Consider the following 26,034-nt stretch of genomic DNA (forward strand, 5'->3'; position numbering starts at 1 on the left):
CAATGGAAAGAATCTCTCCGCATCAATTTATGATCTTAGGGGCTGCTGTACTTATGGGTACGACATTTCTCCCAGTAGCATCAATCGTCAGTGGAGCCAGTGGACGGGATGGCTGGATCAGTGTTTTACCGGCATTTGTTTTGGGGGTGCCTTATGGTTTAATGGTTATTGCTATTTCATCCCAATATCCCGGCAAAAACCTCTTGCAGGTCTCGGAAATAGTGTTTGGCAAGTGGGCGGGAAAGGTTGTTGGCATTCTGTATATCGCCATTACAGGATATTTTGGCGGGTTATTGTTAGGACAGATCGGGGATATCTATCAACGTTCGATTATGCCTTTAACTCCCATAGGCTTGTTCTACCTAGGCGGATTATTGCTCATTATACATATAGTAAAAAATGGAATAGAAGTGTTTGCGCGTTTTGCTGAAGTAGTTTTTCCCCTAGTCGTGATTGCTTTAGTTTTAAACGTAGGTTTTTCCATTCCGCGCATTGAGCAGGGAGAACTTCTGCCCATCTTGAGTGATGGTCTAATGCCGCTTTTTTGGGGTGGAATTAAAGTAGCGCCATTCCCCATGGAGTACATTCTTTTTTTGGGAGGAATTCTTACTTTTTTACCTAGCAGCGGCAAAGAAATCAATCAATTAAAGGTAGGGGTCTGGCGGGCTGTATTTCTAGTGGGGATTTTGGACATGCTTGTCGTTCTGATGCAAATTCTGGTTTTTGGACCGGTAGAAACTACCCGCATAGTCTATGGCATACTTGTTTTAGGAAAGATGGTTGAAGTAAGTCGTACAGTTTCGGGCGTAGAATCGCTCTTTCTGGGGGTTTGGCTCGGCGCCTTAGTTATAAAATGTGCCGCGTTCTTTTTTATGGCGATTTGGGGCTTGGAAACAGTGTTCCATGTAAAGGGCTTCAAATGGAACCTGGTGGTTTGCGGCGCATTTTTGGCAATCGCTTTTGGGTTCGCTGGGGGTTCTTCTTTAATTTTAGAAATTGGACTTACTGATAATTATCTTATTTTGCCGTTTACATCTGTTTGGATCTTTATTCTTTGGGGAGTTGCGCATTGGAAGAAGGGGGCAAATGTATGATGGGGATAGTCGCGCGTAAGAAGTTTAAAATAGGGCTTGTCTTAGGTCTGATTGCCTGTCTTCTACTTTTGCCGGGATGTTGGGGAAAACGAGAGGTGGAAGAATTGGCGCCTCTCATGGGAATAGGGCTTGATCTGGGCCAAAAACCGGGGACGTATCTGATTACCCTTCAATTGGCCAGACCTAAGCAAACTGGAGGAACGACGACAGAGATTGACAATCGGACGTTTAGTTTAGAGGTTTCAAGTGTTCGAGAAGCGACGGAGATGGTTTATAAGATCTCAAGCCGTATACCATTTATGGGCTCTTTGAAGGTGATTGTTATTGGCGAAGATGCGGCAAAAGCCGGTTTTAATGATCTTATAGATTTCGCCCAACGCTTTGCGGAGTTTCGCCGGTCAATGTACTTAGTTTTAGCCAAAGGCCAGGCTAAAGATATTTTAAATGTGAAATTGCGCAATGGGGAATTGCCGGCGATGAATATTAAGAATCACATGGAGCAAGGAAATAAGCTGTCGGTTTTTCCAACAGTTCGTTTAGGGCATTATTTAACAGTTTTGGGTGAAGAAAGTACGGCTCCGATTGTTCCTGTAGTGGAAATTGTTAAGTCAGGAACCGAAGGCATTGAATATAATGGCGGTAAGGAAGGTGAAGAGATACAAATACAAGGTGCAGGTGTCTTTAGCGGGGATCATTTGGCGGATTACCTCTCAGATAAAGAGACCAAAGGATATATGTGGCTTGAAAACAATGTTGATAACCGCTTGATAAACACGATGGATAATCAGGACAGTGACATTAATTTTGGCGGACAAGTGCTAAAATCTACGACAAACTATAGAGTCTACGATAATAAGGGAACAATAGGAATGCAATACCAGATTAAAGCAAGCATTGCTGTCGATGAAGTGATGGGGATGAAAAAACAATTCTCAGAGACGGAGTGGGTTAGTCTTATGAATGACGCTGAAAATAGTTTTGCGCAAGTAATTCAAAAGGAATGTGAGAGTTCTATTCAGAAGGAAAGAGAACTAAGCCTGGATTTCTTAGGCATTGGGCGGCATATTGAAGAGAGAAATCCTGTCTACTGGAAAACAATCAAGGACCAGTGGGAGGGGAAAATCGCCTATTTTCCAATTTCTCTGAATGTGCAGGTATCCATACATCACTCAGGCATGTCGGATAGCAGTGCGACGACTAATTCAAGGGAAGAAGGGAAAGAATAAGGAAGAGAAGTAATTAGGGGGAAGTTAGCAATGATTAAAACAATACATACACTTAACCGTTTTGAAAACACTAAAAAAGATAGTAATCAAGAAATTGCCCTACCGAAAGGAAAAGTCCTTCCGGTATGTTATCGCTGCGCTCAGGTTCCCCAGAATGGTCTCTATGATGGTTTTCGCGTGCGGGGGATGTTTTTCTGCTCAGATTGTCAGCAAGAGTTGTGCTCAGCAGAACAAGGCACACCGGAGTATCAGGAATTTCTTTTTTTAATCCAAGGTCTCCTTTTTTGAGCAGGTTATCAAGAGCATCTACATTGGATAACCCGAGATATGACCGGATCTCGGGTTATCCAATGTAGATGAAATATTCGTTAACATGTGATAAAATAGGTAGAATACCATGTGTCAATTATGCCTTGAGGTAAGGGCCTCAGGTAAATGGAGGTTCGTTGGTGGGTGATCTTGGAGAAGGATTGAGCCATTATCAAAGGCAAGGATTTTGCTCTTTCCATACTCCTGGCCATAAAGGGCGACAGGAGTTTTTTCATGGCCTGGATTTCTGTGGATTTGACTTAACTGAGCTGCCGGGACTCGACATGCTGCATTCCCCGAGCGGAATTATTGCTCAAGCCCAAAGGCGTTCGGCTCAAATTTTTGGGGCAGATGAGACCTATTTTTTAGTTAACGGAGGAACCGTTGGCAACCAAGCGATGTTTCTTGCTCTTACGGATACAACCAAACAGGTTGTCGTAGAAAGAAGTTCGCATCGTTCGGTTATGTCCGCCTTAGTCTTGAGTGGATTTCGGCCCCAATATCTAAATTCTGTAATTCATCCGGAATTTAATCTTCCCTTGGGCTTTAATGCAGCCGGACAATTTTCTTGGTCAAAGGTGTCCGCCTGCCACGTTACCTATCCCAGTTATTATGGGACAGGTATAGATTTGCAGGGCTTGTCAACGGAAAGAACAGACCTGGCACCTCATACACCATTATTAGTTGATCAAGCTCACGGATCTCATTTTCTTAACTCATTATTTCCACCGAGTGCTTTAAGGCTTGGAGCAGATCTCGTTTTGCACAGCACTCATAAGACGTTAAGCGCCTTAACCCAATCAGCTATGCTTCACGTTCAAGGGACAAAGGTTTCACGTACTCGTTTAAGACAAAGCTTGGAACTTTTACAATCGTCCAGCCCTAGTTACGTATTGCTTGCTTCCTTGGAACGAGCCGCAGAGTATGCCCTGGAAGTCGGCCGCTGGGAGATTCTGCGGGAAGAGGTTGAGCGGCTCCATCATACTGTCGGGGGAAGGTTCCGCATTCTTTCGCAGAAAGATGTGGGGACGTATGGGATTCACAGTGTAGATTGGTCTAAAATCCTGATTAATACGTTGCCCTTGGGAGTATCGGCTTCTCGTTGTGTTGAATTTCTCCGCAAGGAGTTTCGTTTAGAGCCTGAATTATGGGATGAAGAAAATATTTTATTCTTAATAGGAATTGGCAATACTCCTGAAGACATCCGGAGACTTAGAAAAGGACTGGATTGTTTGTCGAACAAAGTTCTAGCGTTGGGATTTGAGGATTTTAAACATCAGGACAGAAAAGACAAGGGAATTGCTGCCGCATTGCCGCCCCAGATTCTAACGCCGCGGGAAGCATTTTTAGCTCCAAAACGACAAATTGCCCTGCGGGAAAGTCTGGGTTGTATTGTAGGAGAAACTATCTCACCTTATCCGCCGGGAATTCCCATCATTGTCATGGGTGAACAAATGACTTCTGAGGTTCTCGAGACCCTTCTTGCGGTTGAAAAAGGACGTTGGCAAGGATGGCAAGGCTTTGAAAGCCAAACGATTTGGATTGTCGAGGAGGAACAAAGAATGTCATGAATCTACCGCTGACGCTTTTAGAAAAAGCGGCCCGAGAAGAACATTTGGCGCACCTTTTGCTTTTTCACGGAGGCAGTGCTTCCTATCGACGGGGCATGGCCTTGCGTTTAGCCCAGATTTTAAATTGTATCTCACCGTTACCGGAAGGTCCATGCCAAACCTGCGGAGCCTGTCATAAAATTTCCGGTGGTAACCATCCAGATGTTTTATGGCTAAAACCCCTCAAAACGACTATTGGGATTGAACAGGTCCTTACCTGGCAGGAAAAAGTATACTTAAAGCATTATGAGGGAAGATATAAGATTTCCGTTATTGAACAAGCAGAAGGGTTAACCTTGCCGGCAGCCAATGCCCTTCTCAAAGTTATTGAAGAACCGCCGGATCGTTCGGTGATCATCTTAAGTGCCGGAAATGTAGAAGGAATACTGCCTACGATACAAAGCCGGGCCCAACTGATTTATTTTTCTGATCCTTCCGCGGAAATTTGGCTTCAGGGACTGGGAGAGGTGGATCAAGCAGAGGCTAAATTGGCCTTTGAGCTAAGTGGCAATAACCAAAGTTTAGCTACGGCAATTTTGGAGCTTGGCGTTTTCCCGCTTCAAGAATGGCTTGAAAAATATTCTCAGGCTGTCCGGAGCAAGGACTTTTTAAGTTTAAATTCTCTTTTCCCCCTGGAAAAAAATCAGGCGGCTATTTATTTGCAGACTTTAGCCGTACAGACTCAAAAAGGCATTTCCATAGGCACAAACCATCCGTTTGAACTTTTGGCTATTGGCAAAGCAAGTGATGCCTTAAGACAACAAGTGAATCCAAGGTTGGTTATAGAAGTATTAGCTTTAGAATTATTTCAGCAAGGAGGGGTTCTCTGTGATTGAGGTTGTCGGCGTTCGCTTTAAAAACGCGGGTAAAATATATTATTTCTCCCCGGGAGACCTTAAGCTTGAGGCTTTTGATAAAGTAATTGTTGAAACGGCGAGAGGCATCGAATTCGGAGAATTAGTCATTCCCCCCCGACAAGTTGCAGACGAAGAAGTAATTCTCCCCTTAAAGCAAGTCATTCGGAAAGCAACGCCTGTTGATGAACAATTTGTCGAACAGAATAGAACTAAGGAAAAAGATGCGTTTCAAATTTGCTTAAAGAAAATATCAGAACATCAATTACCTATGAAATTAGTAGATGTTGAATATACCTTTGACGGCAATAAAATTATTTTTTCTTTTACAGCGGAAGGCCGCGTTGATTTCAGGGAATTGGTTAAGGATTTGGCGGCTATTTTCCGCACGCGTATTGAATTGCGGCAAATTGGGGTGCGGGATGAAGCTAAAATGCTCGGGGGAGTGGGGTCTTGCGGGAGAATACTTTGTTGCACGTCATTTTTAGGAGATTTTGAGCCGGTCTCGATCCGTATGGCCAAAGATCAGAAACTTTCCCTTAATCCTACAAAAATTTCCGGAATTTGTGGCCGGCTTATGTGTTGTCTTAAGTATGAAAATGGTTGTTATAAGCCTGACGATAAAGACCATTGCTTTAATTCCCAGGCCTTAGAAGGAGATAAGTTAATAGAGATTTTGGACGAACAAAATTTTCAGATTGAAAATGTTTATTCTCCAAAAGCAAATGCTAAACAGCGTTGTCCCAGGAAAGGGGAAAAGCCCAAAGGAAAGAGTGAGAAGGTATGAGCCAGTTAACTCAGGCCCTTACAGAAGTAGAAGAAAAATTGCGTTCTCTTTTGGAAGAAGTTAACCATCTCAAGCCCTATGTCAAAGCTTTAGAAGAAGAAAACGTCCGGCTTAAACGGGAATGTACTCTTCCGGAAAAGGAGACGGAACGTGTTATTGCCAATGCCGAACACATTCAAGGGGTTGCCCATGACAACTTGGTGCGTCTTTATCAGGAGGGATTTCACGTTTGCCACCTCCATTTCGGGCAGCCGTTAGAAGGGGATTGCTTGTTTTGCATGGGGTTTTTAAGGAAAGATTAAGATCATAAGATTTTTAAAGGGTGGGTGGTCTTACATGTTGGCGAAAGGGACCTTGTATATATGTGGGACCCCAATCGGTAATCTGGGAGATATCACGTTACGAGTCTTGGATACATTGCGGGATGCTGATTTGATTGCTGCCGAGGATACACGCCATTCGCGCAAACTATTGCAGCACTATCAGATTACGACGCATCTTACCAGTTATCATGAACACAATGAAAAGAAGAAATCCTTAGAATTAATAGAGAGGCTTAAAGCCGGTCAAACAATTGCCCTTATCAGTGACGCCGGGCTGCCCGGCATTTCTGATCCGGGGAGTGAAATTATTCGCTTATGTCTGGAAGAAAACATCCCTGTGGATGTCTTGCCAGGGCCTAATGCCGCGCTAACAGCTTTGGTTTTATCGGGAATGCCCTCGGAACATTTTCTTTTCTATGGATTTTTGCCGCAAGCTTCGGGAGAAAGGAAACGAAGCTTGGAGCATCTATCAAATTGTCAAGAGACTTTGATCTTGTATGAGGCCCCCCATCGTTTGGTGAGTACACTGCAAGGATTAGCCGAATACTTTGGCGAGCGTGAGGCCGCAGTGGTCCGGGAATTAACCAAAGTCCATCAGCAAGTTCACAAAAATAGTCTTCCTAAGCTGAAAGAAGAGTTTGAAAGAACCTCCCCTCGTGGAGAATGCTGCATAGTGATTGCGCCCTATATTCCGACAAAATTGGTCGGAGGTCCCGATGAATGGCGAAATGAAGTGAATCAGGGAATTCAGCAGGGTTTGACTAAGAAGGATGCAATGAAAGATGTGGCAAAGCGTTATGGAGTGAGAAAGTCGGAGGTTTACCAAGCCTTACTGGAGACATAGTGCAGACGGCCGCCTAGCTGCACTTATGCCGGAAAAAAGTACGAACAAAGTTTAGATATTCTGACAGAAAAAAACGAAGGCCTAAGGCCTTCGCAGAGTTCATTGCTCAAAAGTAATGAAGGATGATATCTATGTATTTGATATGGAATTAAACAGCTTTGGAACCGGACTCTACGTTGCCAAGGATAGCTTCACCCATCGCCACGGCACATTCACGGCAAACATTCTTACCATGGAAAAGTTGGTTATCGCTGGCATTACCACAAAATACACAAGCAGGTTCATACTTTTTCAGGATAATTTTTTCTTGATCAACATAAATCTCCAGAGCGTCTTTTTCGTCAATTCCCAATGTACGGCGAAGTTCAATGGGTAAAACAATACGACCAAGTTCATCTACTTTTCTCACGATTCCCGTTGATTTCATCATTTTCACTCGCTCCCTTTACAACAACATTCGACAGAAAACTACAACCTTATGATACCAACGGTTCCAATTAAAGTCAACCGTTTTTGAGGTTGTTAGGAATTAAATTTTGTAAACGCCATAATACAGTACATATTAATTTTTTATTATGGTTATACTTGACGGATATGAATTTATATGCTAAAGATTTAAGATTGAGAGGAGACTCGAATCGTGAATTATTACATTACTACTCCCATATTTTATCCCAATTCAAGCCCCCATATTGGAACGGCTTATACGACAGTCGCAGCAGATGCACTGGCTCGCTATCATAGATTGCTGGGGGACAACGTTCGCTTTTTAACCGGAACGGATGAGAATGCCCAAAAGATTGTGCGGACTGCGGAAGCACACCAAATGGACCCTAAAGCATATGTTGATGGTGTCGTCCTGCGTTTCCAAGAGTTATGGAATGCCCTGGATATTTCTTATGACGATTTTATCCGGACGACTGAACAACGCCATGAAGTTGTTGTTCAGCAAATTTTTTCCAAGTTATATGATCAAGGGGATATTTATAAATCTGAGTATTCAGGCTGGTATTGTACTCCTTGTGAAACTTTTTGGACGGAAAGCAAATTGGTTGAAGGAAAATGCCCTAATCCCGATTGCCTGCGAGAGGTAGAACTTCTCAAAGAAGAAAGCTATTTCTTTCGTTTATCGAAATATCAAGATGCGCTGCTTAAACATATCCAGGAACATCCTGAGTTTATTCAGCCTGTTTCCCGGCGTAATGAGATGATTCGCTTTATTGAAAGCGGGTTAGAGGATCTGTGTGTTTCCAGAACGACATTTAAATGGGGAATTAAGGTTCCTTTTGATCCTAAGCATGTCGTCTATGTTTGGCTGGATGCCTTAATTAACTATATTTCGGCCCTGGGTTATCCTGACGGGGAGCTTTTAAAAGAGTATTGGCCGGCTAATGTACAAATTATGGGTAAAGATATTGTGCGTTTTCATGCGGTGATTTGGCCAATAATTTTAATGGCGCTTGGCCTACCCCTCCCGAAGGTTGTTTACGGTCATGGCTGGTATTTGACTAAAGATGGGGGGAAAATATCCAAATCACGTGGCAATGTCCAGGATTCTTTCGAGTTGATTCAAAGGTATGGCTCTGATGCCATCCGCTATTTCCTACTGCGTGAGATGCAAGTAGGAACGGATGGTACGTACTCTGAAGATAACTTGGTAGATCGTTTGAACAGCGATTTGGCTAATGATTTTGGCAATTTTGTCTCGCGAAGTTTGGCAATGGTCGTTAAGTTTCGAGAGGGAATTGTACCTCGCCCGGGTCAAGATACCCTCCTGGAACAAGAATTAAGAGCTTTAAGTTCCGAGGTCAAAAAGAGTGTAGATGAAAGTTTGTCAAGATGTGATCCCGCGGGTGCTTTGGAACAAATTTGGCGTTTCGTGGCGCGCTGCAACAAATATGTGGATGAAACAGCTCCCTGGGCCTTGGCGAAACAAGGTGACCAGCAGGAGCGCTTAAATACGGTGCTTTATACCTTTGTGGAATGTGTTCGAATCTTGGGAATCTTGACTGCTCCTTTTATGCCGGGTATCCCTCCTCGAATCTGTACTTTGCTGGGCGGCGATGCGGGGCTTATTCGTTGGGAAGAGGCAGATCAGTGGGGAATAATCAATCCGGAAACTTGTGTTCAAAAGGGTGAGCAACTTTTCCCCCGCATTGATGTGTCTCAGTTTTCTACAGCAGAGGAGACGAAACCGATGACACCTGAACCTAAACAGGAAGAGCAAGCTACGGCTTTAGAATTTGAACCCATTAAAGAAGAGATTAGTATCGAGGAGTTTTCCAAGCTCGATTTAAGAGTCGGCAAAGTTCTTAGCGCTGAAAAGGTTCCCAAAACGGAAAAGCTTTTGAAATTAGAGATTGAAATTTCCGGAGAAGTGCGCACTGTCGTTTCAGGTATCGCCAAACACTACGCTCCGGAGGAACTGGTTAATAAATTCGTGGTGGTTGTAGCGAATCTAAAGCCCACAAAGCTGAGGGGAATTACTTCTCAAGGCATGATTTTAGCTGCATCCCACGGGGAAGTGCTGGAAGTGCTTATGGCTGCCAAAGACCTTCCGGGTGGGGCGCAAGTGAAATGATTTGGGATACACATGCACATCTTGATGACCAAGATTATGAAGAAGATTTTCAGGACGTTCTGAGCAGAATGGAATCGGCTGGAATCTCCCGAGTGACAAATGTGGGCTATGATTTTGCCTCTTCCAAACGGTCACTTCGGTTAGCTCAGAACCATGACTTTATTTATGCTGCCATTGGCATTCATCCTCACAATGCCGAGGGGGTAACCAATGAAGTATTGGATCAGCTACAAGATATGGCGAAACAACCTAAAGTCTTGGCTTGGGGAGAAATTGGACTCGACTATTATCGTGACTTATCTCCGCGCTCTCTGCAAAAGGATATTTTTGTCCGCCAGATCGAATTGGCCAACCAAGTTGGCCTGCCCATTATAATCCATAATCGGGATGCTCACCAGGATGTTTTAGAGATTGTAAAAGCTCATCCCCCGAAATTTGGGGGAGTCTTTCACTGTTATTCCGGGTCTTGGGAGATGGCTAAAATTTTATTAAACATAGGATTTTATCTTTCCTTTGCCGGTCCGGTAACCTTTAAAAATGCCCGCCATACGGTTGAAGTCGCTAAAAATGCTCCTCTGGATCGTATTCTTGTTGAGACAGATTCGCCGTATTTATCTCCTGAGCCGCGCAGAGGAAAGCGGAACGAGCCGGCTTATGTGCGGGAAGTTGTTAAGAAACTTGCCGAAATCAGAGAATTAAGTCTGGAAGATATGGCGCAGCAGACAATGCATAATGCCGAAAAGTTATTCGGGCTTACTTAAGACCTTCCGACGGAAGGTTCTTTTTTTGATCTCAGCCTCATACCTTCTGTTAAGGAGGGATGAAATGTATTCGCTACCGATTACTACGTATTCCGACTATTGGCGGGCAACGAAGACTTGGAGCTCCTACTTGGGCGGCTTGGCAGTGTTTGCGGCCGGTACGAGGTATACGGCGCTGAGTACCCCCGATGTAACTCAAATCTCACAAGTGTCCTACCAACAATTCAAGCAGCCGCAAAATGTCCCAAAGCCAAAGCTTGAAATTAGTTTTTTGGATTCCCGGAAAACGATTCCCCGTGTCGGCAATATTAGCCGGGGAGCCTCATATCTGAACGAGGGCAGTTTAAAAGCTCCAAGTCTTGACCAGGACAGCAGAGAGGTGCCTGGTGATAGCGATTCAAATCCGGTTACAGACAATACGGAGAAGACCAAACAACTTAATGCGAGCCAAGAACAGAATCAATCAGACGCATTGACTCAAGAGGAGCTTGGAGAGGGAGCAAATTCAACTGCGATTCAAAGTTCCGGTACCGCTATGACAAATGTCACTGAAATTGTAGATAAAGAAATTCCTTTTGATACGCAGGTTATTGAGACGGATAAGCTTCTTCCCGGAATGACCCAAGTCCAGGAGGAGGGAGAGAATGGTGTTCTGAGGCAGTTTGTCAAGACGTTTGAAGTTGGGGGACAACCTGTAGATCAACAAGTACAGCTTTCCTTTGAGCTTAAAAGTCCTAAGAAAAAAGTTGTGATTCAAAATTCCAAACCGGTTGTAGGAGAGCACTTCGACTTAGACAAATTGAATGTCAGTAAAACAATAACTGTCGAATCAACAGCTTATACTTATACCGGAAACAAAACGGCGGTAGGTCTGCCTCCCCGGCAAGGTTTAATTGCCGTAGATCCAAGGGTTATTGCTATGGGGAGTAAAGTATACGTTGAAGGGTATGGCTATGCTATAGCTGCCGATACGGGCGGGGATATCCGGGGGAATAGAATAGACGTCTTCTTCTCCACATTACGTCAATGTCTGGACTGGGGGCGGAAACCTGTTCGCATTCACGTTCTAAAACCCATATAATGTAAATTATTTTGACAACAGACTACTTATCAATTAAAATGAGGTTGGAAGATTATAAGGGTTTTGGAGGGATTCAATGTTTCAGAATACTCGAACTTGGGTTTTATCCTTAGTTCGTAAGTCTCCTGTCACGAAACTGCTGATTGTGTTTGTTACTTTTTTCATAATTGGTTCCATAGTTTTAGCTTGCAATGTAAAGACAATTAATGCCAGTATTGATGGCAAAACCGTACGGGTAACAACGATTTTTAATACTGTCGGGAAGGCCCTCGCTCATTCGAAATACGAATTCTATCCGGAAGATGTCGTAGTTCCTGGGCGGGATACCAAAATCACCAATGGAATGACAGTAACAGTAACGAGCAGTATACCTGTTCGTCTCACTGTGGACGAACAAACGTTGTCGACAAGGACTACGGCGAAGACCGTGGGCGAAGCGATTAAGGAATTATCGGAACGGTATGGTCTTCAGATAAAAGACGTTGACGAAGTGAATGAACCTCGCTCTGAGGCTCTAAGCAGTCAAATGGATATTAAAGTGCGCAGAACTGTTCCGGTTGTCGTGCAGGCAGATGGGAAGACGATGGATACGTATCTGGCACCGCGCACGGTTGCTGAAGCTTTGAAAAAGCTTAATATCGTTTTGGGGGCCAAAGATAAGGTTTCTTTAGCTTTGAATCACGTTTTAGCGGCCAATGATCAGCTTCGAGTCATACGGGTGGCGGAACAAATGGAGACAATTCAAGATGAGATCCCCTATCAGACGGTTACTCAACCGGGAGATTATCCCGTAGGATTGCCTGACAAGGTAATCAGCCGCGGTTCCAATGGATTACAGGAACAGACAGTGCGCTTGACATTGGAAGACGGAAAAGAGGTTAACCGGGAAATCCTTGGGCAGCGGGTCTTAGTCGCTCCGACTAATCAATTGGTCTCACGCGGAGCACAAACTTCGGTCTCACGGGGAGGTAAAACAATCAATTTTAAACGTGCCTATGTAATGCGGGCATCGGCGTACTCTATTCCCGGAACAACATCCACCGGAGCGCCTGTTCGCTGGGGAGTTGTGGCTGTTGATCCCCGAGTGATTCCCTTAGGGGCCAGTGTTTATGTCGACGGTTATGGAAGCGCTCGCGCTTTGGATACAGGGGGAGCAATTCAGGGAAACCGAATTGATCTGTATATGGATTCGGAAGACGCTGCGGCTTCCTGGGGAGTCCGAAATGTTTTAGTCTATGTTCAGTGAATTTGTTAAGCTTAAATCAACGTCATTCTAGAAAATTGATCCGGCCCAAAAACAAGCTTCTGCAACAGTGCAGAGGCTTGTTTTATTCTGCCTTTAATATAATTTTGCCAAATATCTTTTGCGGCATATAAGCAATACGGCGGCTGCTTTTGTCAGAAGGTAATCAATGTAAATGCGCAGGCAGCATTATTGCTATCAGCCGGCTTTTCTTGTACTTGCTGGGAAGTATAACTTCCGGGCTCAAGTCATAATCTTTAGGGTAACGAGGAAACGGAGGAGTAAGAAATGCGTCAGCCTATGGCAGTGCTGGGAAAGAAAGCCGCGATTGGTTTTGTGCTGGGTGTTATGAGCTTGCTGGTAATCTCGGTATTTTGGCAAGGTTCTGCGGCCGTAGTCGGCCATTTGGACGTCAGTCATGTTGTGATGTTAGATCCCGGGCATGGGGGATACGATCCTGGAGCAATTTCTTCTCAAGGCGTTTATGAAAAGTCTATAAATCTGCAAATTGCCCAAAAAGTAAAAGAAATGCTTCGTCCTTGTGGAATCGAGGTATTTCTTACCCGAGATGAAGATATTGACTATGTGCCCAACGGAGTAAAGGGAAAAACAACCAAAAAACAAATTGATCTTAATCATCGAATTGAAATGGCCAGCCAAGCTAAAGCCGACGTTTTTGTCAGTGTTCATGTAAATGCCACCGCTTCAGGCCAAAATTCCGGCGCGGAAACGTTTTATCATTATAAATCCGATTCAGGAAAAAAACTTGCCGAATTGATTCAACAAGAACTGATTAAAATACCAGGGATGAATCGAAGAATTGCTAAACCGGGTGATTTTTACATTATTAAAAATACGCGTATGCCTGCCGTTATTGTAGAGGTAGGTTATTTATCCAGCATTAAAGAGCAAAAAAAACTTCAGCAATCCTGGTATCAGGAACAGTTGTCCCGGGCAATAGCTAAAGGTATCGCCAATTATTTTAAAATGCCATAATTATAAAATAAAGGTTAAATATGACTGCTGAGATTATGATACATAACGTTGTTTGAAGCGGGGAGAATAAAGTCAGTAACCGAATCTATTCAAAGGAGTTGAAGCGCAGCATGAAACGGTTTCTGACTTTTATGATGAGCAGTACCCTTATTTTAGGGCTTGCCTTAACGGGATGTTCCAATGTGCCGAATCCTACTCCACCGTCAAATCAAAAAACGACGCAAAGCTCAGAGCCTCCTAAAGCCGAGGCCGGTGCAACCCGGGATTCTGTCATTGGGGCCGAAAAACGAGTTGTCATGGGATTTTACACCGATCCGGAAGGACCGACACCCGGTTCTAAAGAATCCATGGTTAAAAATGGGAAGATGCTTGATGAAGTAGCCTTTTTCTGGTATTCCTTTGATGGATCAGGTAAAGTTATCCCGGCGGGAAAAATTGATATGAATGCTAAAAGCATTGCCCAGAAAAATGGCTCTAAAGCCTATGCTTTAGTCCACAATATGAACTTAAGCGGAAGTGTGGGTTTTGATGCTAATTTAGCACATCGCGTTCTTTCCAATGCCGGCACAAGATCAAAATTGGTCACGAATCTTGTCAATCTGACGACTAAGGATGGTTGGGACGGAATTTCAGTGGATATTGAGAAGACACCACCTGGAGACCGTAACAATTTTTCCGCCTTTGTCGCTGAATTAGGCAAGGCGCTGAAAGCCAAAGATAAAGTTTTAAATATCTCCATTCCGGCCAAGTTTGTAGATTATCCTTCGGATTTGTGGTCCGGTGCATACGATTATGCGGCAATTGGCAAAGCGGCCGATCAAGTTATTCTTATGACCTATGACGAACACGGAATGGGAACAACCCAAGGACCTATTGCTTCTCAAGGATGGGTAGATCGTGTCATCACATTTGCTGTTGGAAAAATTCCGAAAGAAAAAATTATTATGGGCCTTCCCGTCTATTCTTATGATTGGGGATCAAACAAGCCCTTAATGCCGGATTATCTTTCCCACAGTCAAACAATAGACCGGGCTAAAAAGCATGGGGTGCAAATTCTTACAGATCCCAGCGCCAAAGTACCTCAATTTACCTATACGGCTAACGGAGTTCGCCACGAAGTTTATTTTGAAAACACGGCTAGTTTAAGAACAAAAATGGATTATGCTCTCAAACACAAATTGCATGGCGTAGCTATTTGGCGCTTGGGAATGGAAGATCCTACGATCTGGACATCGCTTATGAAGACATTTGGAACCAATCAGTCAACGGCGAAGAAATAGAGATCATAGGTGTAGAAGTTTGAATAAAATACCTTGGAAAAGGCTTAGTATAGAACGAAAGATTTTCTTTCGTTCTTTCTCTTTTATAAAGACCTAAAGAACTTAATTTGAGTCTTGAGAGATTCTCGGTTAAGATAAAAGAGTTGGAACGGAGGAAACGCAGATGATTAAAGAATTAATTGTGGTTGAAGGAAAAAACGATGCACATGCGGTGCGACTTGCCTTGGGAGACGTCGATATCCTTTGGACGGAAGGCTATGGTCTCAGCAAGGAAAAATTGGAGTATATAGCTGAAATGGCCAAGCGCCAAGGAGTGATTGTTTTTACGGACCCTGATTCCGTCGGGGAGCAAATCCGCGGTCGGATATGCAAACATGTTCCTCAAGCCAAGCATGTGTATCTAAACAAAAAAGTGGCGACGAAACAAGGAGATGTCGGCGTGGAAAATGCGGATATCGAAGAAATCCGTCGTGCCTTTGCTCATATCCAGCAGGAACAGGAGAGCCCCGGAGAAACTTTTACAATTGGGGATTTATGGTCCGCCGGCCTCGTTGGTTCAAGACGGGCAAGTGATTTACGAGCGGTCTTAGGGAGAAAATTAGGGTTAGGGGATACAAATGCCAAACAATTTCTCCACCGCTTAAATCGCTTTGGCATATCCCGGGAGTTGTTTTTTCAGGCGGTAGAGGAGGTTACCTATGGAGAGCGCAGCTGATTATATTCATCGTCTGGTGAAAAGTGGTTCACGTGCTTATAAAGCATTAGGACAGGTTTTTCTTATTAGTGATCAAGTGATTGAAGGGATTGTTTCAGCCAGTACCTTAGAGCCGGACACGCCCCTTGTGGAAATCGGCCCTGGATTGGGAGTCTTGACGAGGGCTTTGGCTCCAAAGGTCACTAAGATGTGGGCCGTTGAATTGGATTGTCAAAAAATTGAGACTCTAACTAAGGAACTGAGGGGATTGGCTATTGATTTTGTAAACAAAGACGCTCTTCAGCTCAATCTAAGGGAATTATGGGGAGAGAAAAAAGGATACCTGGTGGGGAATTTGCCTTATTATATTACTAGTCCTCTCATCATGCACTTTCTGGAGCAAGAAGACGTGTTGAGCGGCATGACAATTATGGTTCAGAAAGAAGTGGCCGATAGGATTGCCGCACCGCCCGGCGGTAAAACTTATGGAGTTTTGTCCGTAGCTGTTCAGATTTCAGCTCAGGTTACTAAGGTGATGGATGTCCAGCCTGCCGATTTTTGGCCGGCCCCCAAAGTGACTTCTTCTGTGCTTCGTTTAGATCTGCGCCCTTATCCGGGGTTTGATGCGGACAAAAAGGAGTTTTTCCGAGTACTTAAAGCTGCCTTCGGCCAACGGCGCAAAACCTTAGGCAACTCTCTGGCGGCAGGTTTGGCCTTGAGTAAAGGAGATGTTGTCAAGCGAATGCGTGATGCGGGAATTTCAGAGGGACGGCGGGCGGAATCCCTGAGTATCGAGGAATTTCAAGTTCTGACGAAGGAGTTTGCCCCGCTCCTTCGTTTAAACTAAAAAGACTAGGCATGCCTGTTTCTCATTTAGGCCTGTGACAAGCGAAAGCCCTCTGCAGAGGGCTTTTTTTGCTGTCAGAAAAGCATAAGGTTTTTAATACTTTCCGCATCAGGCATAAAATTGGAGGAATTTTCGAATTATAAGAGAGCGCAAATTCTGAGGGAGAACTATTTTTGCGGACTAAAATTGGGGGAGAAAATGGTTGGGTAAGGCAAGTAACCGTCGTTTAATGAAATGGTCAAATATTATTGCTACCTTGGCAACGACTGTATTGGCAGTAACGGCTTTAATAACGGTATATTTAACTGTTGCAGCCTGGAAAGTACAGCAGGAAGCAGCAAGGCCTTATTTTGTTTTAATGGAATCGCCTAAGGTGGATTTGGGGCAGGAGATTAATTTTGAACTGAAGTTTAATAATGTTGGAGTCCATCCTGCGGTAAATTTATCAAGTGAAACGGTTGTCTTTGATGAGCAGTTAGCCGGCAAACCGATTCACCACGATGAATCGGCGATTGTCAACGAGATCCCTAAAGATGCTCTGTCCAGCCTGGTAATGACACTTCCGGACAATGCTCTTGATTTCCGGCAAAATGATATAAAGCCCCATTATGTGGTGGTTGATTTACAATATGGTGATCCTATTTTAAATAAGGTTTACAGCCAAACTATCTATATGAAATGGAACGGGGTTGAGAAAGGGAAAATTCAACCAACTGTCCATGTGCGTGTGGAGGAAAAAGCGAAAATATTACAGTATTTTAAAGAGCAAGGGATAGATCCTAAAGTGAGGAGCTAGGAGAAGTTTTTCTAACCTTCGTCAGTACTTGCTTTCGTTAGGCTTCTCTTTAAGTTGTTGATCACAAGCTTTAAACATAGATTCCGGAGAGTTGCCAGGAGCAGCCGGAATTCTGGGAATAATAATATGCTGCTCATAAAAAATGTCCTGGGCTTTTAGAGCTTGTTGCCATGTTTGCAGCAGGTCAAAGCGCCGTTCCGGATGATAGCCTGATAATTGATGTTTGCCAAGGGAGCGGGCCGCGGATTGGTTTTGGCTGAGAGTTATTCCCATAAGGCAGTCACCAATAATCGTTTCAGCAATCAGGCGGGCATGACTCCGGTGTTTTCTGGGTGAGCGCAGGCCTTCATGAGGAATCGATGTGGCCACTTTGATCAGAAGATCATTTTTTTTGGCCCAGTACAAGGTGAGGGGCGGAATGGCAATAGCTTCCGAAGGGAGAGTCTGTAAGGCCCGTCTGGAAAGGGCATGGGGGCCGTGGGTGGGAGTAGAGAGACCAAGGCTTTTAAAAAGGTCAAGTTCGCGATTGAGCTTGGCACGAAATTTTAGGACGAGATTGGCAAGCTTTTGGCGGTTTGTAATATAGGGATAACAATTTGTTAAAGCGACATCCACTCCGGAGTTTACTGTTGAGATGAGAGCTTGGAGGTTTTGGTAAATGTCGCCGGACATGTCGCCGTCAACGAAGAGGGCCCCGTCGACTCCTAAGTGATGGGCGTAAAGCGCACCTATTGCTCTGGGAATATCGATGCCCAAAGAATCGGAAAAGAATAATATGTGGATGCGAGCGTCATGAATAGAACGGGTCAGCTCTAAAGTCCGATCCGTACACCCGTTAAGAACTAAAATAATATAATCAACCGGAAGGCGCAAAACTGTCGTTAATACTGCCAAGATGCTCTTTTCCTCGTTTTTTGCGGGTATAACTGCTGCGAACATCTTTGGTCCCCCTTTTTGATACTTGTCAGAAAGCATGACTTCAGTAATACTTTCTGCAGCATGAGTGCAACTAACGGTTTCTGCTCCCGCAAGCTCGGCACAGGCCGGGTTTTCTTTATACAGTCGGAAAGCAGCTTTCGGCTAACTGCTTTCCTTCCGCATAAGGGCAACCAGGAGGCCGTCTGAGCCAGCCAGGTTTTCTTTACTTAATCGCTATAGTATATGCCGTTTGATGTTGCACGACATAAGATATAGCGAAAAGGGAAAGGAGGTTAGCCTATGTTTCGTGTCGGAGATATTGTAGCTAGACTCTCTCATCAGCAAGATATTTATTTTCATATTGTGAATATTAACATTAGCAATAATGGGGAGCGTTCAGCAATGATTAAAGGGCTTAACTTAAGACTATTGGCGGATGCTCCGTTTACAGATCTCGTTCCGAAAAGTCCGGCAGAAATTATGAATTACGAACGGGAAGATAATAAGATGATCTATCAGAAGTTACACAGACTTACAAGTCAGAGAAAGGCTGAGCAAGATGATCTAAAGGAATATTTTGAGATACCCGGCAGGGTGCTGCAGCTGGACGGCGATCAAGATTATTTAAACCAATGTATTAGAACTTATCGGCAAATGGGAATTGAAGCCAGAGGAATTTGTAAAAGTGAGACCGAGCAGCCAAAAGTTATCCGCAAAATCCTGCAGGAAAACCCGACGGATATTTTGGTTTTAACAGGGCATGATGGCTTTCTGAGTGGGAAAAAGGATTTCCATAGTATGGACAGCTATCGGAGTTCCCGCTATTTTGTAGAGTCAGTCCTTGAGGCGCGACGATTTCAGCCTAACAGGGATAGTTTGGTGATTTTTGCCGGGGCCTGTCAATCAAACTACGAGGCTATCCTGGCAGCAGGCGCCAATTTTGCCTCATCTCCTAAGCGTATGCTGATTCATGCTTTTGACCCGGTTTTTGTTGTGGAACGAATTGCTTTTACGCCTATGGATCAAATCGTCGCAGTCAAAGATATTTTAATGCATACGATCACGGGAACGGATGGGGTTGGCGGTGTGGAGACGCGAGGCCAGATGCGGCGGGGATACCCGAGAAGTCCCTATTAAAAATGTTTTGGGGACGGTCCTTTAGCACGTTAAGAGTGCTAAAAGGACTGCCCTCAAAATCCGGTTTATGGCTGGATGGTTACGGGTGTACCGATGACGACGTGTTGGTAAAGTGCCTCGGCGTCGTGGTTATGCATGCGGATACATCCTTTGGATATGGCTTGCCCGATACTGGAGGGGCTATTCGTTCCATGGATTCCGTAAGTTGGAAGAGAAAGTCCCATCCAGCGGCTGCCAAAAACTCCACCGGGGTGAAGGTGTTTTGCTGCAATATAGTAATGACCATGGGGTGTAGGGGTTGCTTTTTTGCCGACAGCAATCGGATAACGCCTGATCAGGCGGTTTCCTTCATAAAGCTCAAGTTGACGGCGGCTGGTATAAATAACAATAGAAGAATCGGACATGGATCTAACATCCTCCTTTCTGATTACATTTCATTTAAAGGGTATATCACATGGTATGTATGGGATTCTTGAATGTTCGTTGCATAATTGAACCCTCTTTAGGCGGAAACTATAAGGAATGGAGGGATTCATTTGACAGAACATGTGGAAGGCAAACTGCTTATTATTGGCGGTGCAGAGGATAAAAAAGGGGAGTGCAGGGTCCTAAAACGCTTTGTGCAGGAGGCGGGTGGAAAAGAGAGCCGAATCACGGTTTTGACAGCCGCAACAGAGCTCCCGCTTCAAGTGGGGAATGAATATCATTCTCTGTTTCTTAAATTAGGAGCACAAGAAGTGCAAGTCCTTGATGTGTCCGATCGCTTGCAGGCCAATAGAATAGGGATTGGGAAAGAATTTGAAAATTCAACGGGAGTTTTCTTTACCGGCGGAGACCAATTAAGAATTACCGGGCTTTTAGGTGGGACGATCTTGGGAAGCACTCTCCAACGGCTTTATGAGCGTGGAGTTATTATTGCCGGTACGAGTGCCGGGGCTTCTGTCATGTCGGATACAATGATTGTAGGTGGGGAAGCGGGGACGGCCAAAAAAAGTTCCTTGACGATGGCACCCGGATTGGGTTTTTTGCGTGCTGTGGTCATTGATCAGCACTTTGCCCAGCGCGGGCGAATTGGCCGGCTTTTGTCGGCAATATCTCATAATCCTTATGTTCTCGGTGTGGGGATTGATGAGGATACGGCAATTTTGGTGCAGGCGGATGCTAAGTTTTTGGTGGTAGGAAGTAATACGGTGACCGTCGTCGATGCATCCTCTTCTACTACGACCAACGTTTCAGAGACCGACCAGGGTCAGTCCTTGGTTTTGAGCCCGGTTTTAATGCACGTTCTATCCGACGGCTATGGTTTTGATTTGAAACGGAGAGAATCTCTGCTTTAAGCCTGCTGCCAAAAAGAAGAATACCAAATGGGAAAAAGGTTAAAACTATTGTAGTACGATCCATGCTATTGAAGGGAGAACAATAAAATAATGGAGATAAGAGAAATCCAAGCGGTCGAAGGGGCCAATGTTTATTGCCATAGGCCAATTATTCGAGCGATTGTTGATCTCCAAGAATGGACGGAGCGATTCAGCAATGAGTTAGGGGATTTTCGTTTTCGTCTTGTTAAAACTTTGCCATCTTTAGTTGAGCATTATTGTTCTAAAGGTAAACCCGGTGGATTCTTAGAGCGCTTGGAAGAAGGAACCTTAATTGGACATGTTATTGAACATGTAACTATTGAATTATTGACCCGGGCAGGGCAAACTGTTAAATACGGCAAAACTATGGCTATTCTTGAAGAGCCGGGTTGTTATGAGATTATTTTTACTTATGAAGTCAAAGAAGGGGCAATGGAAGGGTTTCGCCAAGGCTATGCTCTAGTTCAGGCTCTTCTGCAAGGGAGATCGTTTGATGTTTCAGAAGCAGTTGAGCAAATTAAACAAGTGCTGGATGAATATAAGCTTGGGGTTTCTACTCAAGTCATAGTAAATGCTTGTCAGGAGCGGGGAATTCCCGTCTATCGTCTCAATGAGGGCAGCTTGCTGCAGTTAGGATACGGCAAAAATCAACGGCGGATTCAGGCTACAATAACCGATGTAACCTCGAGTATAGGCGTAGACATTGCCTGTGATAAAGAATTGACGAAAAAACTCTTAAATGAGGGGGGAATTCCCGTTCCCTGGGGAGTTATCGTTAAAACGGAAGAAGAAGCGGTGCAGGCCTTCCTGGAGATGAATACCACCGTAGTGATCAAGCCTTTGCGGGGGAATCAAGGAAAAGGGGTTACTTTGCAGCTTTCCAATGTCGGCGAAGTCAGGGCAGCGTTTAAGGTTGCTCAAGCCTATGGAGAATGGGTTATTATTGAGGAATATATTTCCGGTCAGCATTATCGTCTGGTTGTAGTCGGTGATCGTTTGGTTGCGGCGGCACAGAGGGTTCCCGCTCATGTCATTGGCGATGGTTTATCGACCATTGCCGAGCTGGTGGACAAGGCAAACAGTGATCCTCAGCGTGGGGAGGATCATGAGAAGGCCTTGTCTAAAATAAAAATTGATCCTGTGGTTCTGTTGACGCTTTCGCAAAAGCAGCTGACTATGTCCTCCGTTCCCGGACCTGGAGAGATTGTTTATCTGCGGGATAGCGCCAATCTAAGTACAGGAGGAATAGCTCTCGATGTAACGGATCGAATTCATCCTGACAATGCTGAATTAGCCGTGTATGCCACTAAACTGATTGGCTTGGATGTTTCCGGCGTTGACTTTGTGATAGAAGACATTGAGTCGTCTTACCGGGAAAAAAATGGACATATTATTGAAATCAACGCTGCGCCGGGAATTCGCATGCACCATTTTCCAAGTGTGGGTCAAGCACGGGACGTTGGCAAAGCCATCCTTGAACAAGTAATTCCCACAGGAAATGGCAGAATTCCCATTGTGGCGATTACGGGCACGAACGGCAAGACCACTACGACGCGTATGATCAGCAAAATGCTGTGTGACCAACAGCTTCATGTAGGTATGGCCTCCACAGATGGGATTTATCTTAAGCAAAAACTATGGATTAAAGGAGATATGACAGGACCTGAGAGCGCAAAAATTGTTTTAAGACATCCTGATGTTCAGGTGGCTGTTTTAGAGACTGCCCGGGGCGGAATCCTGCGGGCGGGTTTAGGGTATGATTATGCCGATGTAGCAGTGATCACAAATGTTTCTACAGACCATCTTGGCCAGTATGGCATTGAGACCCTTGACGATGTGGCGCATGTCAAAAGTCTGGTTGCAGAGATGGTCAAGCCGCATAGTTATGTCGTCTTAAACGCGGATGACCCTAAGGTTGTTGCCATGGCTAAACGAACTCAAGGACGAGTGATTTTTTTCAGCACCGAAAATGACAACATTCATATTCGCAAGCACTTGGGGTTAGGTGGAACGGCGGTTTTTGTTCTGCGTGGCATGATTTTGCTCTGTCAAGGTTCGGAAAGCTTTCGAATTTGTTCCGTAAAACAGATTCCGGTAACTTGGAATGGCAAGGCCAAACATAACATCCAAAATTCCTTGGCGGCGGTTGCGGCAGGATGGGCTTTGGGTTTAACGGCTCCGGCCATAAGAAATTCTCTCCAGGGCTTTTCTTCAGATGCTAAGAATAACCGAGGACGTTTAAATCTTTATGAGCTTGACGGTGTTCGAGTGTTTGTCGATTATGGACATAACGCCGCGGGGATTCAAGAAGTGGCTAAAACTCTCCGGCATTTTAAAAGCAATTCTCTGGTAGGGTGCATAACGGTTCCGGGAGACCGTCCGGATGAACTGGTTCGGGAAGTGGGTAAAGTTGCGGCTCTGGGATTTAACCGCCTTGTTATTCGCGAGGACAGGGATTTACGGGGGCGCGAACCGGGTGAAATAGCTCGTCTTCTTTATGAGGAAGCGGTACGCTGCGGGATGGAAAAAAACAAGATCATGATCGTCCTTCCGGAGATTGAGGCCTTTCGCCAAGGTTTGGAGAGCTGCAGGCCCGGAGATACCTTTGTTATGTTTTATGAACACATAGAGCCGATCGAAGAAGAAATTCAGCGCAGGCTGGCGGCGCAGCAGGAAATCTCCGGTAAACTCACGGCAAAGGAATGGGCGGTTGGCGGAGAATACTAGAGTTCAAAGAAAAGCATCTTCAGAAAATGGGGCGAGGGACTACCTTCGTTCCTTTTGTTTTAGGATTTGCCGGGAGAAGTGCTGGAATCCCTCTTAAAAATATGTATAATAAAAGGAAATGTATTCATAACGTTCGGAGATGGTTCTGCCAATGAAACAAACATTTCTTACAACGTTCGCCTATGCCAAGATTAATTTTGCTTTAGCGATTTTGGGAATTAGGGAGGACGGATATCATGAGCTCCAAAGTGTGATGCAATCAATCGCTTTGCATGATGTTGTTGGGGTGAGGCGCACTGAGGAAGCAGTGATTTGCAACTGTGGAGCTTTAAGTGGCCAAAGGAACCTGGCTTTTATTGCCGCTGAATTATTTTTTAAAGAGCTGGGTCTATCCGGAGGAGCAGAGATTGAGATTGAGAAACATATTCCGCTTCAGGCAGGTCTGGCAGGAGGCAGCAGCGATGCCGCAGCGACCCTCCGTTTATTAAATCAACTTTACGATACCCCCTTGAGCGGGGAAGAGCTGACAACGCTTGCCGGAAAATGCGGCGCAGATGTGGCTTTCTGTCTTAAGGGCGGAACTATGTGGGCTACCGGTCGGGGAGAATATTTGGATTTATTGCCCAATAATTTGGAAATGGACCTGGTTTTGGTCAAACCGGCGGCAGGCGTCAATACGCGTGAAGCTTATCGACAGTTTGATAAGTATGGGGAAAAGGGATATATTTCCAAAGAGGCTTGGGAAACAGCTTTAAGGGAGGCGTCGCCGCAGCACATCGCCGGCTTGCTTTATAATGACTTGGAGATTGCTTCTATGACGATGGTGCCGGAGATTTCCAATCTTAAGCAATACCTTTTGGACGAAGCCTGTTATGGAGCTTTAATGTCAGGCAGCGGTTCGTGCGTTTTTGGCATTGCTCAGAGCAGAGATCATGCCTGCAAGGTCTCAGAACAACTGAAAAAGAAAGGCTGCGCCAATGTTTGGGTTACTAAAACAGTTGGGCATATGTGAGTTTAATGAAAGGAGATACATCAATGGAAAAACGATTAATGCCGGTTATACTTGATGGCTATAAACCGCTAAGGGAGATTGTCTTTGAGTCTATGCGCGAGGCTATCCTCAGCGGGGTGCTTGAGCCCGGGGAACGTTTAATGGAAATTCAATTGGCGGAAGAAATGGGGGTTAGCCGGACTCCGGTACGTGAAGCTATTCGGAAGCTGGAGCTGGAAAACTTCGTAGTCATGATTCCGCGCAAGGGTGCTTACGTTGCCGGTGTTTCCCTGAAGGATGTGGCGGACGTTTTTGAGATTCGCTCGGCTTTAGAAGGTTTGGCCGCGGGTCTCGCCGCGGAACGTGTCACGGATGAAGAGCTGGAACAAATGGAGCAGGCTCTATTTTACCGGGCCAATGAGGGTGAAATGGACTTAGAGCAAATTGTCAAGTCCGATACGGATTTCCATGCTCTCGTTTATAAAGCGAGCCGCAACGATCGTTTGATTCAGATCCTGGCGAATTTGCGCGAACAGATCCAGCGCTTTCGCTCCACGTCCCTGGCTGTTCCCGGACGGAACAAGGATGCTATTGAAGAACACCGCATGATCGTTGAGGCTTTAAGAAATCACAACAGTGAGGAGGCACAATCATTAGCGATGGCCCATATTGTGACCGCTGAGAATGTTATGTTTGAGACGCTAAGAATGAAGAATGATCCCAACAAGGCGGATTAATGATTGTGGAAAAGATGAAACGAGCAGAGCGAATGGTAGCCATCACTCAAATGTTGATGTCAAATCCCAATGTCCTGACTCCACTGACCTTATTTGCCGAACGGTTCGGTACGGCAAAATCGACAATTAGTGAAGATTTGATGGCGGTCAAGGGGAGTTTGCTGCTTTCCGGCCAGGGGCGACTGGAGACTATTTCCGGAGCAGCAGGCGGAGTACGTTATATCCCTGAAATCTCCCAAGAAGAAGCAACCCGGTTTCTGAGTAAGTTAGCGGAACGTCTTAGTGAGAAGGGGCGTATTTTAGCGGGTGGTTTCTTGTATATGACGGATTTATTGTATGACCCCTCCATACTTCGGCCCCTCGGCCTCATTTTTGCGAGTGCTTTCAGGAAAGAAGAGCCTGAGGTGGTTGTCACGATAGAAACCAAGGGAATTCCCCTGGCTCTGGTGACTGCCGAAGCTCTTGGCTTGCCCATGGTAGTTATACGTACGGGCAATAAGGTTACCGAGGGTTCTTCCGTGAGCATCAATTACGTTTCAGGTTCTTCGCGGCGTATCCAAACCATGTCACTTTCGCGCAGAGCTTTGGATTCAAAACGCAGGGTTCTGGTTATCGATGATTTTATGAAAGCAGGAGGAACTGCTTTAGGGATCAAGAATTTAATGGCGGAATTTGAGGCGGATGTTGTAGGCACAGGGGTATTGGTTGAAGCTCAGCTAACCTTGGAGCCTAAACTTGTGGAAGGATATTTGTCCCTTTTGCAGCTGCGTGAACTCGATTTGAGCGGCGGGAGGTCGTCCGTTGTTCCCGATGCTTTGTTTTTAAAAAGGTTATAAAAGA

The 26,034-nt window shown here is 45.0% G+C and carries 26 protein-coding genes; 23 read left to right on the plus strand and 3 right to left on the minus strand.

The features are described 5' to 3' along the window. Window positions 1-2: 2 nt before the first annotated feature. From REC12_RS04035 to rsmI, 8 genes are all read left to right on the plus strand, one after another. A complete protein-coding gene (locus REC12_RS04035) occupies window positions 3-1,094 on the plus strand; it encodes a GerAB/ArcD/ProY family transporter (protein WP_308892588.1) in 1,092 nt (363 codons plus the stop codon). Next, on the plus strand, window positions 1,091-2,320 hold the full coding sequence (locus REC12_RS04040; RefSeq protein WP_308892527.1) for a Ger(x)C family spore germination protein: 1,230 nt from the start codon (window positions 1,091-1,093) through the stop codon (window positions 2,318-2,320). Before REC12_RS04035 ends, REC12_RS04040 begins: the two co-directional genes overlap by 4 nt. Before the next feature lie 30 nt (window positions 2,321-2,350). Continuing rightward, entirely contained in the window at window positions 2,351-2,608 is a 258-nt protein-coding gene (locus REC12_RS04045; RefSeq protein ID WP_308892528.1) for a sigma factor G inhibitor Gin, read from the plus strand. A 161-nt stretch (window positions 2,609-2,769) separates the two neighbouring features. Next, window positions 2,770-4,200: an aminotransferase class I/II-fold pyridoxal phosphate-dependent enzyme gene (locus REC12_RS04050; RefSeq protein WP_308892529.1), complete on the plus strand. Its 1,431-nt coding sequence runs from the start codon at window positions 2,770-2,772 to the stop codon at window positions 4,198-4,200. After that, a complete protein-coding gene (locus REC12_RS04055) occupies window positions 4,197-5,075 on the plus strand; it encodes a DNA polymerase III delta subunit-related protein (RefSeq protein WP_308892530.1) in 879 nt (292 codons plus the stop codon). Before REC12_RS04050 ends, REC12_RS04055 begins: the two co-directional genes overlap by 4 nt. Then, complete coding sequence (locus tag REC12_RS04060) at window positions 5,068-5,880, plus strand: PSP1 domain-containing protein (protein WP_308892531.1); 813 nt, start codon at window positions 5,068-5,070, stop codon at window positions 5,878-5,880. Before REC12_RS04055 ends, REC12_RS04060 begins: the two co-directional genes overlap by 8 nt. Next, window positions 5,877-6,182: an initiation-control protein YabA gene (locus tag REC12_RS04065; protein ID WP_308892532.1), complete on the plus strand. Its 306-nt coding sequence runs from the start codon at window positions 5,877-5,879 to the stop codon at window positions 6,180-6,182. The genes REC12_RS04060 and REC12_RS04065 overlap by 4 nt, the downstream gene beginning before the upstream one ends. Before the next feature lie 34 nt (window positions 6,183-6,216). Further along, window positions 6,217-7,047 carry a 16S rRNA (cytidine(1402)-2'-O)-methyltransferase gene (gene rsmI, locus REC12_RS04070; RefSeq protein ID WP_308892533.1) on the plus strand — a complete coding sequence of 277 codons (831 nt, stop codon included), beginning with the start codon at window positions 6,217-6,219 and terminating at the stop codon, window positions 7,045-7,047. A 148-nt stretch (window positions 7,048-7,195) separates the two neighbouring features. Here rsmI and REC12_RS04075 read toward each other — a convergent pair whose 3' ends face one another. After that, on the minus strand, window positions 7,196-7,474 hold the full coding sequence (locus tag REC12_RS04075) for an AbrB/MazE/SpoVT family DNA-binding domain-containing protein (protein WP_308892589.1): 279 nt from the start codon (window positions 7,472-7,474) through the stop codon (window positions 7,196-7,198). A 213-nt stretch (window positions 7,475-7,687) separates the two neighbouring features. Between REC12_RS04075 and metG the strand changes: the two genes are divergently transcribed. From metG to REC12_RS04120, 9 genes are all read left to right on the plus strand, one after another. Next, window positions 7,688-9,628: a methionine--tRNA ligase gene (metG, locus tag REC12_RS04080; protein ID WP_308892534.1), complete on the plus strand. Its 1,941-nt coding sequence runs from the start codon at window positions 7,688-7,690 to the stop codon at window positions 9,626-9,628. Continuing rightward, a complete protein-coding gene (locus REC12_RS04085; RefSeq protein WP_308892535.1) occupies window positions 9,625-10,389 on the plus strand; it encodes a TatD family hydrolase in 765 nt (254 codons plus the stop codon). The genes metG and REC12_RS04085 overlap by 4 nt, the downstream gene beginning before the upstream one ends. Window positions 10,390-10,453: 64 nt before the next feature. After that, the gene (locus REC12_RS04090; RefSeq protein ID WP_308892536.1) at window positions 10,454-11,470 is read left to right on the plus strand and encodes a G5 and 3D domain-containing protein; all 1,017 of its coding nucleotides are present in this window, start codon (window positions 10,454-10,456) and stop codon (window positions 11,468-11,470) included. A gap of 76 nt (window positions 11,471-11,546) precedes the next feature. Continuing rightward, window positions 11,547-12,716: a resuscitation-promoting factor gene (locus REC12_RS04095; RefSeq protein ID WP_308892537.1), complete on the plus strand. Its 1,170-nt coding sequence runs from the start codon at window positions 11,547-11,549 to the stop codon at window positions 12,714-12,716. Window positions 12,717-13,001: 285 nt separating this feature from the next. Beyond that, a complete protein-coding gene (locus REC12_RS04100) occupies window positions 13,002-13,709 on the plus strand; it encodes an N-acetylmuramoyl-L-alanine amidase family protein (protein ID WP_308892538.1) in 708 nt (235 codons plus the stop codon). A gap of 110 nt (window positions 13,710-13,819) precedes the next feature. Then, window positions 13,820-14,989: a glycosyl hydrolase family 18 protein gene (locus REC12_RS04105; protein ID WP_308892539.1), complete on the plus strand. Its 1,170-nt coding sequence runs from the start codon at window positions 13,820-13,822 to the stop codon at window positions 14,987-14,989. Between the two features lie 163 nt (window positions 14,990-15,152). After that, complete coding sequence (gene rnmV / locus REC12_RS04110) at window positions 15,153-15,704, plus strand: ribonuclease M5 (protein WP_308892540.1); 552 nt, start codon at window positions 15,153-15,155, stop codon at window positions 15,702-15,704. Then, a complete protein-coding gene (gene rsmA, locus REC12_RS04115; RefSeq protein ID WP_308892541.1) occupies window positions 15,688-16,530 on the plus strand; it encodes a 16S rRNA (adenine(1518)-N(6)/adenine(1519)-N(6))-dimethyltransferase RsmA in 843 nt (280 codons plus the stop codon). The genes rnmV and rsmA overlap by 17 nt, the downstream gene beginning before the upstream one ends. A gap of 202 nt (window positions 16,531-16,732) precedes the next feature. Next, the gene (locus tag REC12_RS04120) at window positions 16,733-17,326 is read left to right on the plus strand and encodes a DUF8453 domain-containing protein (protein WP_308892542.1); all 594 of its coding nucleotides are present in this window, start codon (window positions 16,733-16,735) and stop codon (window positions 17,324-17,326) included. A 21-nt stretch (window positions 17,327-17,347) separates the two neighbouring features. Here REC12_RS04120 and REC12_RS04125 read toward each other — a convergent pair whose 3' ends face one another. Continuing rightward, window positions 17,348-18,265: a glycosyltransferase family 2 protein gene (locus tag REC12_RS04125; protein WP_308892543.1), complete on the minus strand. Its 918-nt coding sequence runs from the start codon at window positions 18,263-18,265 to the stop codon at window positions 17,348-17,350. Between the two features lie 279 nt (window positions 18,266-18,544). Between REC12_RS04125 and yabG the strand changes: the two genes are divergently transcribed. Further along, complete coding sequence (yabG, locus tag REC12_RS04130) at window positions 18,545-19,381, plus strand: sporulation peptidase YabG (protein WP_308892544.1); 837 nt, start codon at window positions 18,545-18,547, stop codon at window positions 19,379-19,381. A 65-nt stretch (window positions 19,382-19,446) separates the two neighbouring features. Here the strand turns inward: yabG and REC12_RS04135 are convergent, their stop codons facing one another. After that, a complete protein-coding gene (locus REC12_RS04135) occupies window positions 19,447-19,785 on the minus strand; it encodes a L,D-transpeptidase (RefSeq protein WP_308892545.1) in 339 nt (112 codons plus the stop codon). Window positions 19,786-19,917: 132 nt separating this feature from the next. Here REC12_RS04135 and REC12_RS04140 point away from each other — a divergent pair, with 132 nt between their 5' ends. The 5 genes from REC12_RS04140 to purR all read left to right on the plus strand — a co-directional run bounded on the left by REC12_RS04140 (window position 19,918) and on the right by purR (window position 26,030). Beyond that, window positions 19,918-20,718: a cyanophycinase gene (locus REC12_RS04140; RefSeq protein ID WP_308892546.1), complete on the plus strand. Its 801-nt coding sequence runs from the start codon at window positions 19,918-19,920 to the stop codon at window positions 20,716-20,718. A 90-nt stretch (window positions 20,719-20,808) separates the two neighbouring features. Continuing rightward, on the plus strand, window positions 20,809-23,466 hold the full coding sequence (gene cphA / locus REC12_RS04145) for a cyanophycin synthetase (protein ID WP_308892547.1): 2,658 nt from the start codon (window positions 20,809-20,811) through the stop codon (window positions 23,464-23,466). 151 nt (window positions 23,467-23,617) lie between these two features. Further along, window positions 23,618-24,478 carry a 4-(cytidine 5'-diphospho)-2-C-methyl-D-erythritol kinase gene (ispE, locus tag REC12_RS04150; protein ID WP_308892548.1) on the plus strand — a complete coding sequence of 287 codons (861 nt, stop codon included), beginning with the start codon at window positions 23,618-23,620 and terminating at the stop codon, window positions 24,476-24,478. A gap of 23 nt (window positions 24,479-24,501) precedes the next feature. Beyond that, window positions 24,502-25,194: a GntR family transcriptional regulator gene (locus tag REC12_RS04155; RefSeq protein ID WP_308892549.1), complete on the plus strand. Its 693-nt coding sequence runs from the start codon at window positions 24,502-24,504 to the stop codon at window positions 25,192-25,194. Window positions 25,195-25,199: 5 nt separating this feature from the next. Further along, window positions 25,200-26,030 carry a pur operon repressor gene (gene purR / locus REC12_RS04160; RefSeq protein WP_308892550.1) on the plus strand — a complete coding sequence of 277 codons (831 nt, stop codon included), beginning with the start codon at window positions 25,200-25,202 and terminating at the stop codon, window positions 26,028-26,030. Window positions 26,031-26,034: the final 4 nt, after the last annotated feature.

It is taken from the genome of Candidatus Desulfosporosinus nitrosoreducens, assembly GCF_030954495.1.
Taxonomy (GTDB): Bacteria; Bacillota; Desulfitobacteriia; order Desulfitobacteriales; family Desulfitobacteriaceae; genus Desulfosporosinus; species Desulfosporosinus nitrosoreducens.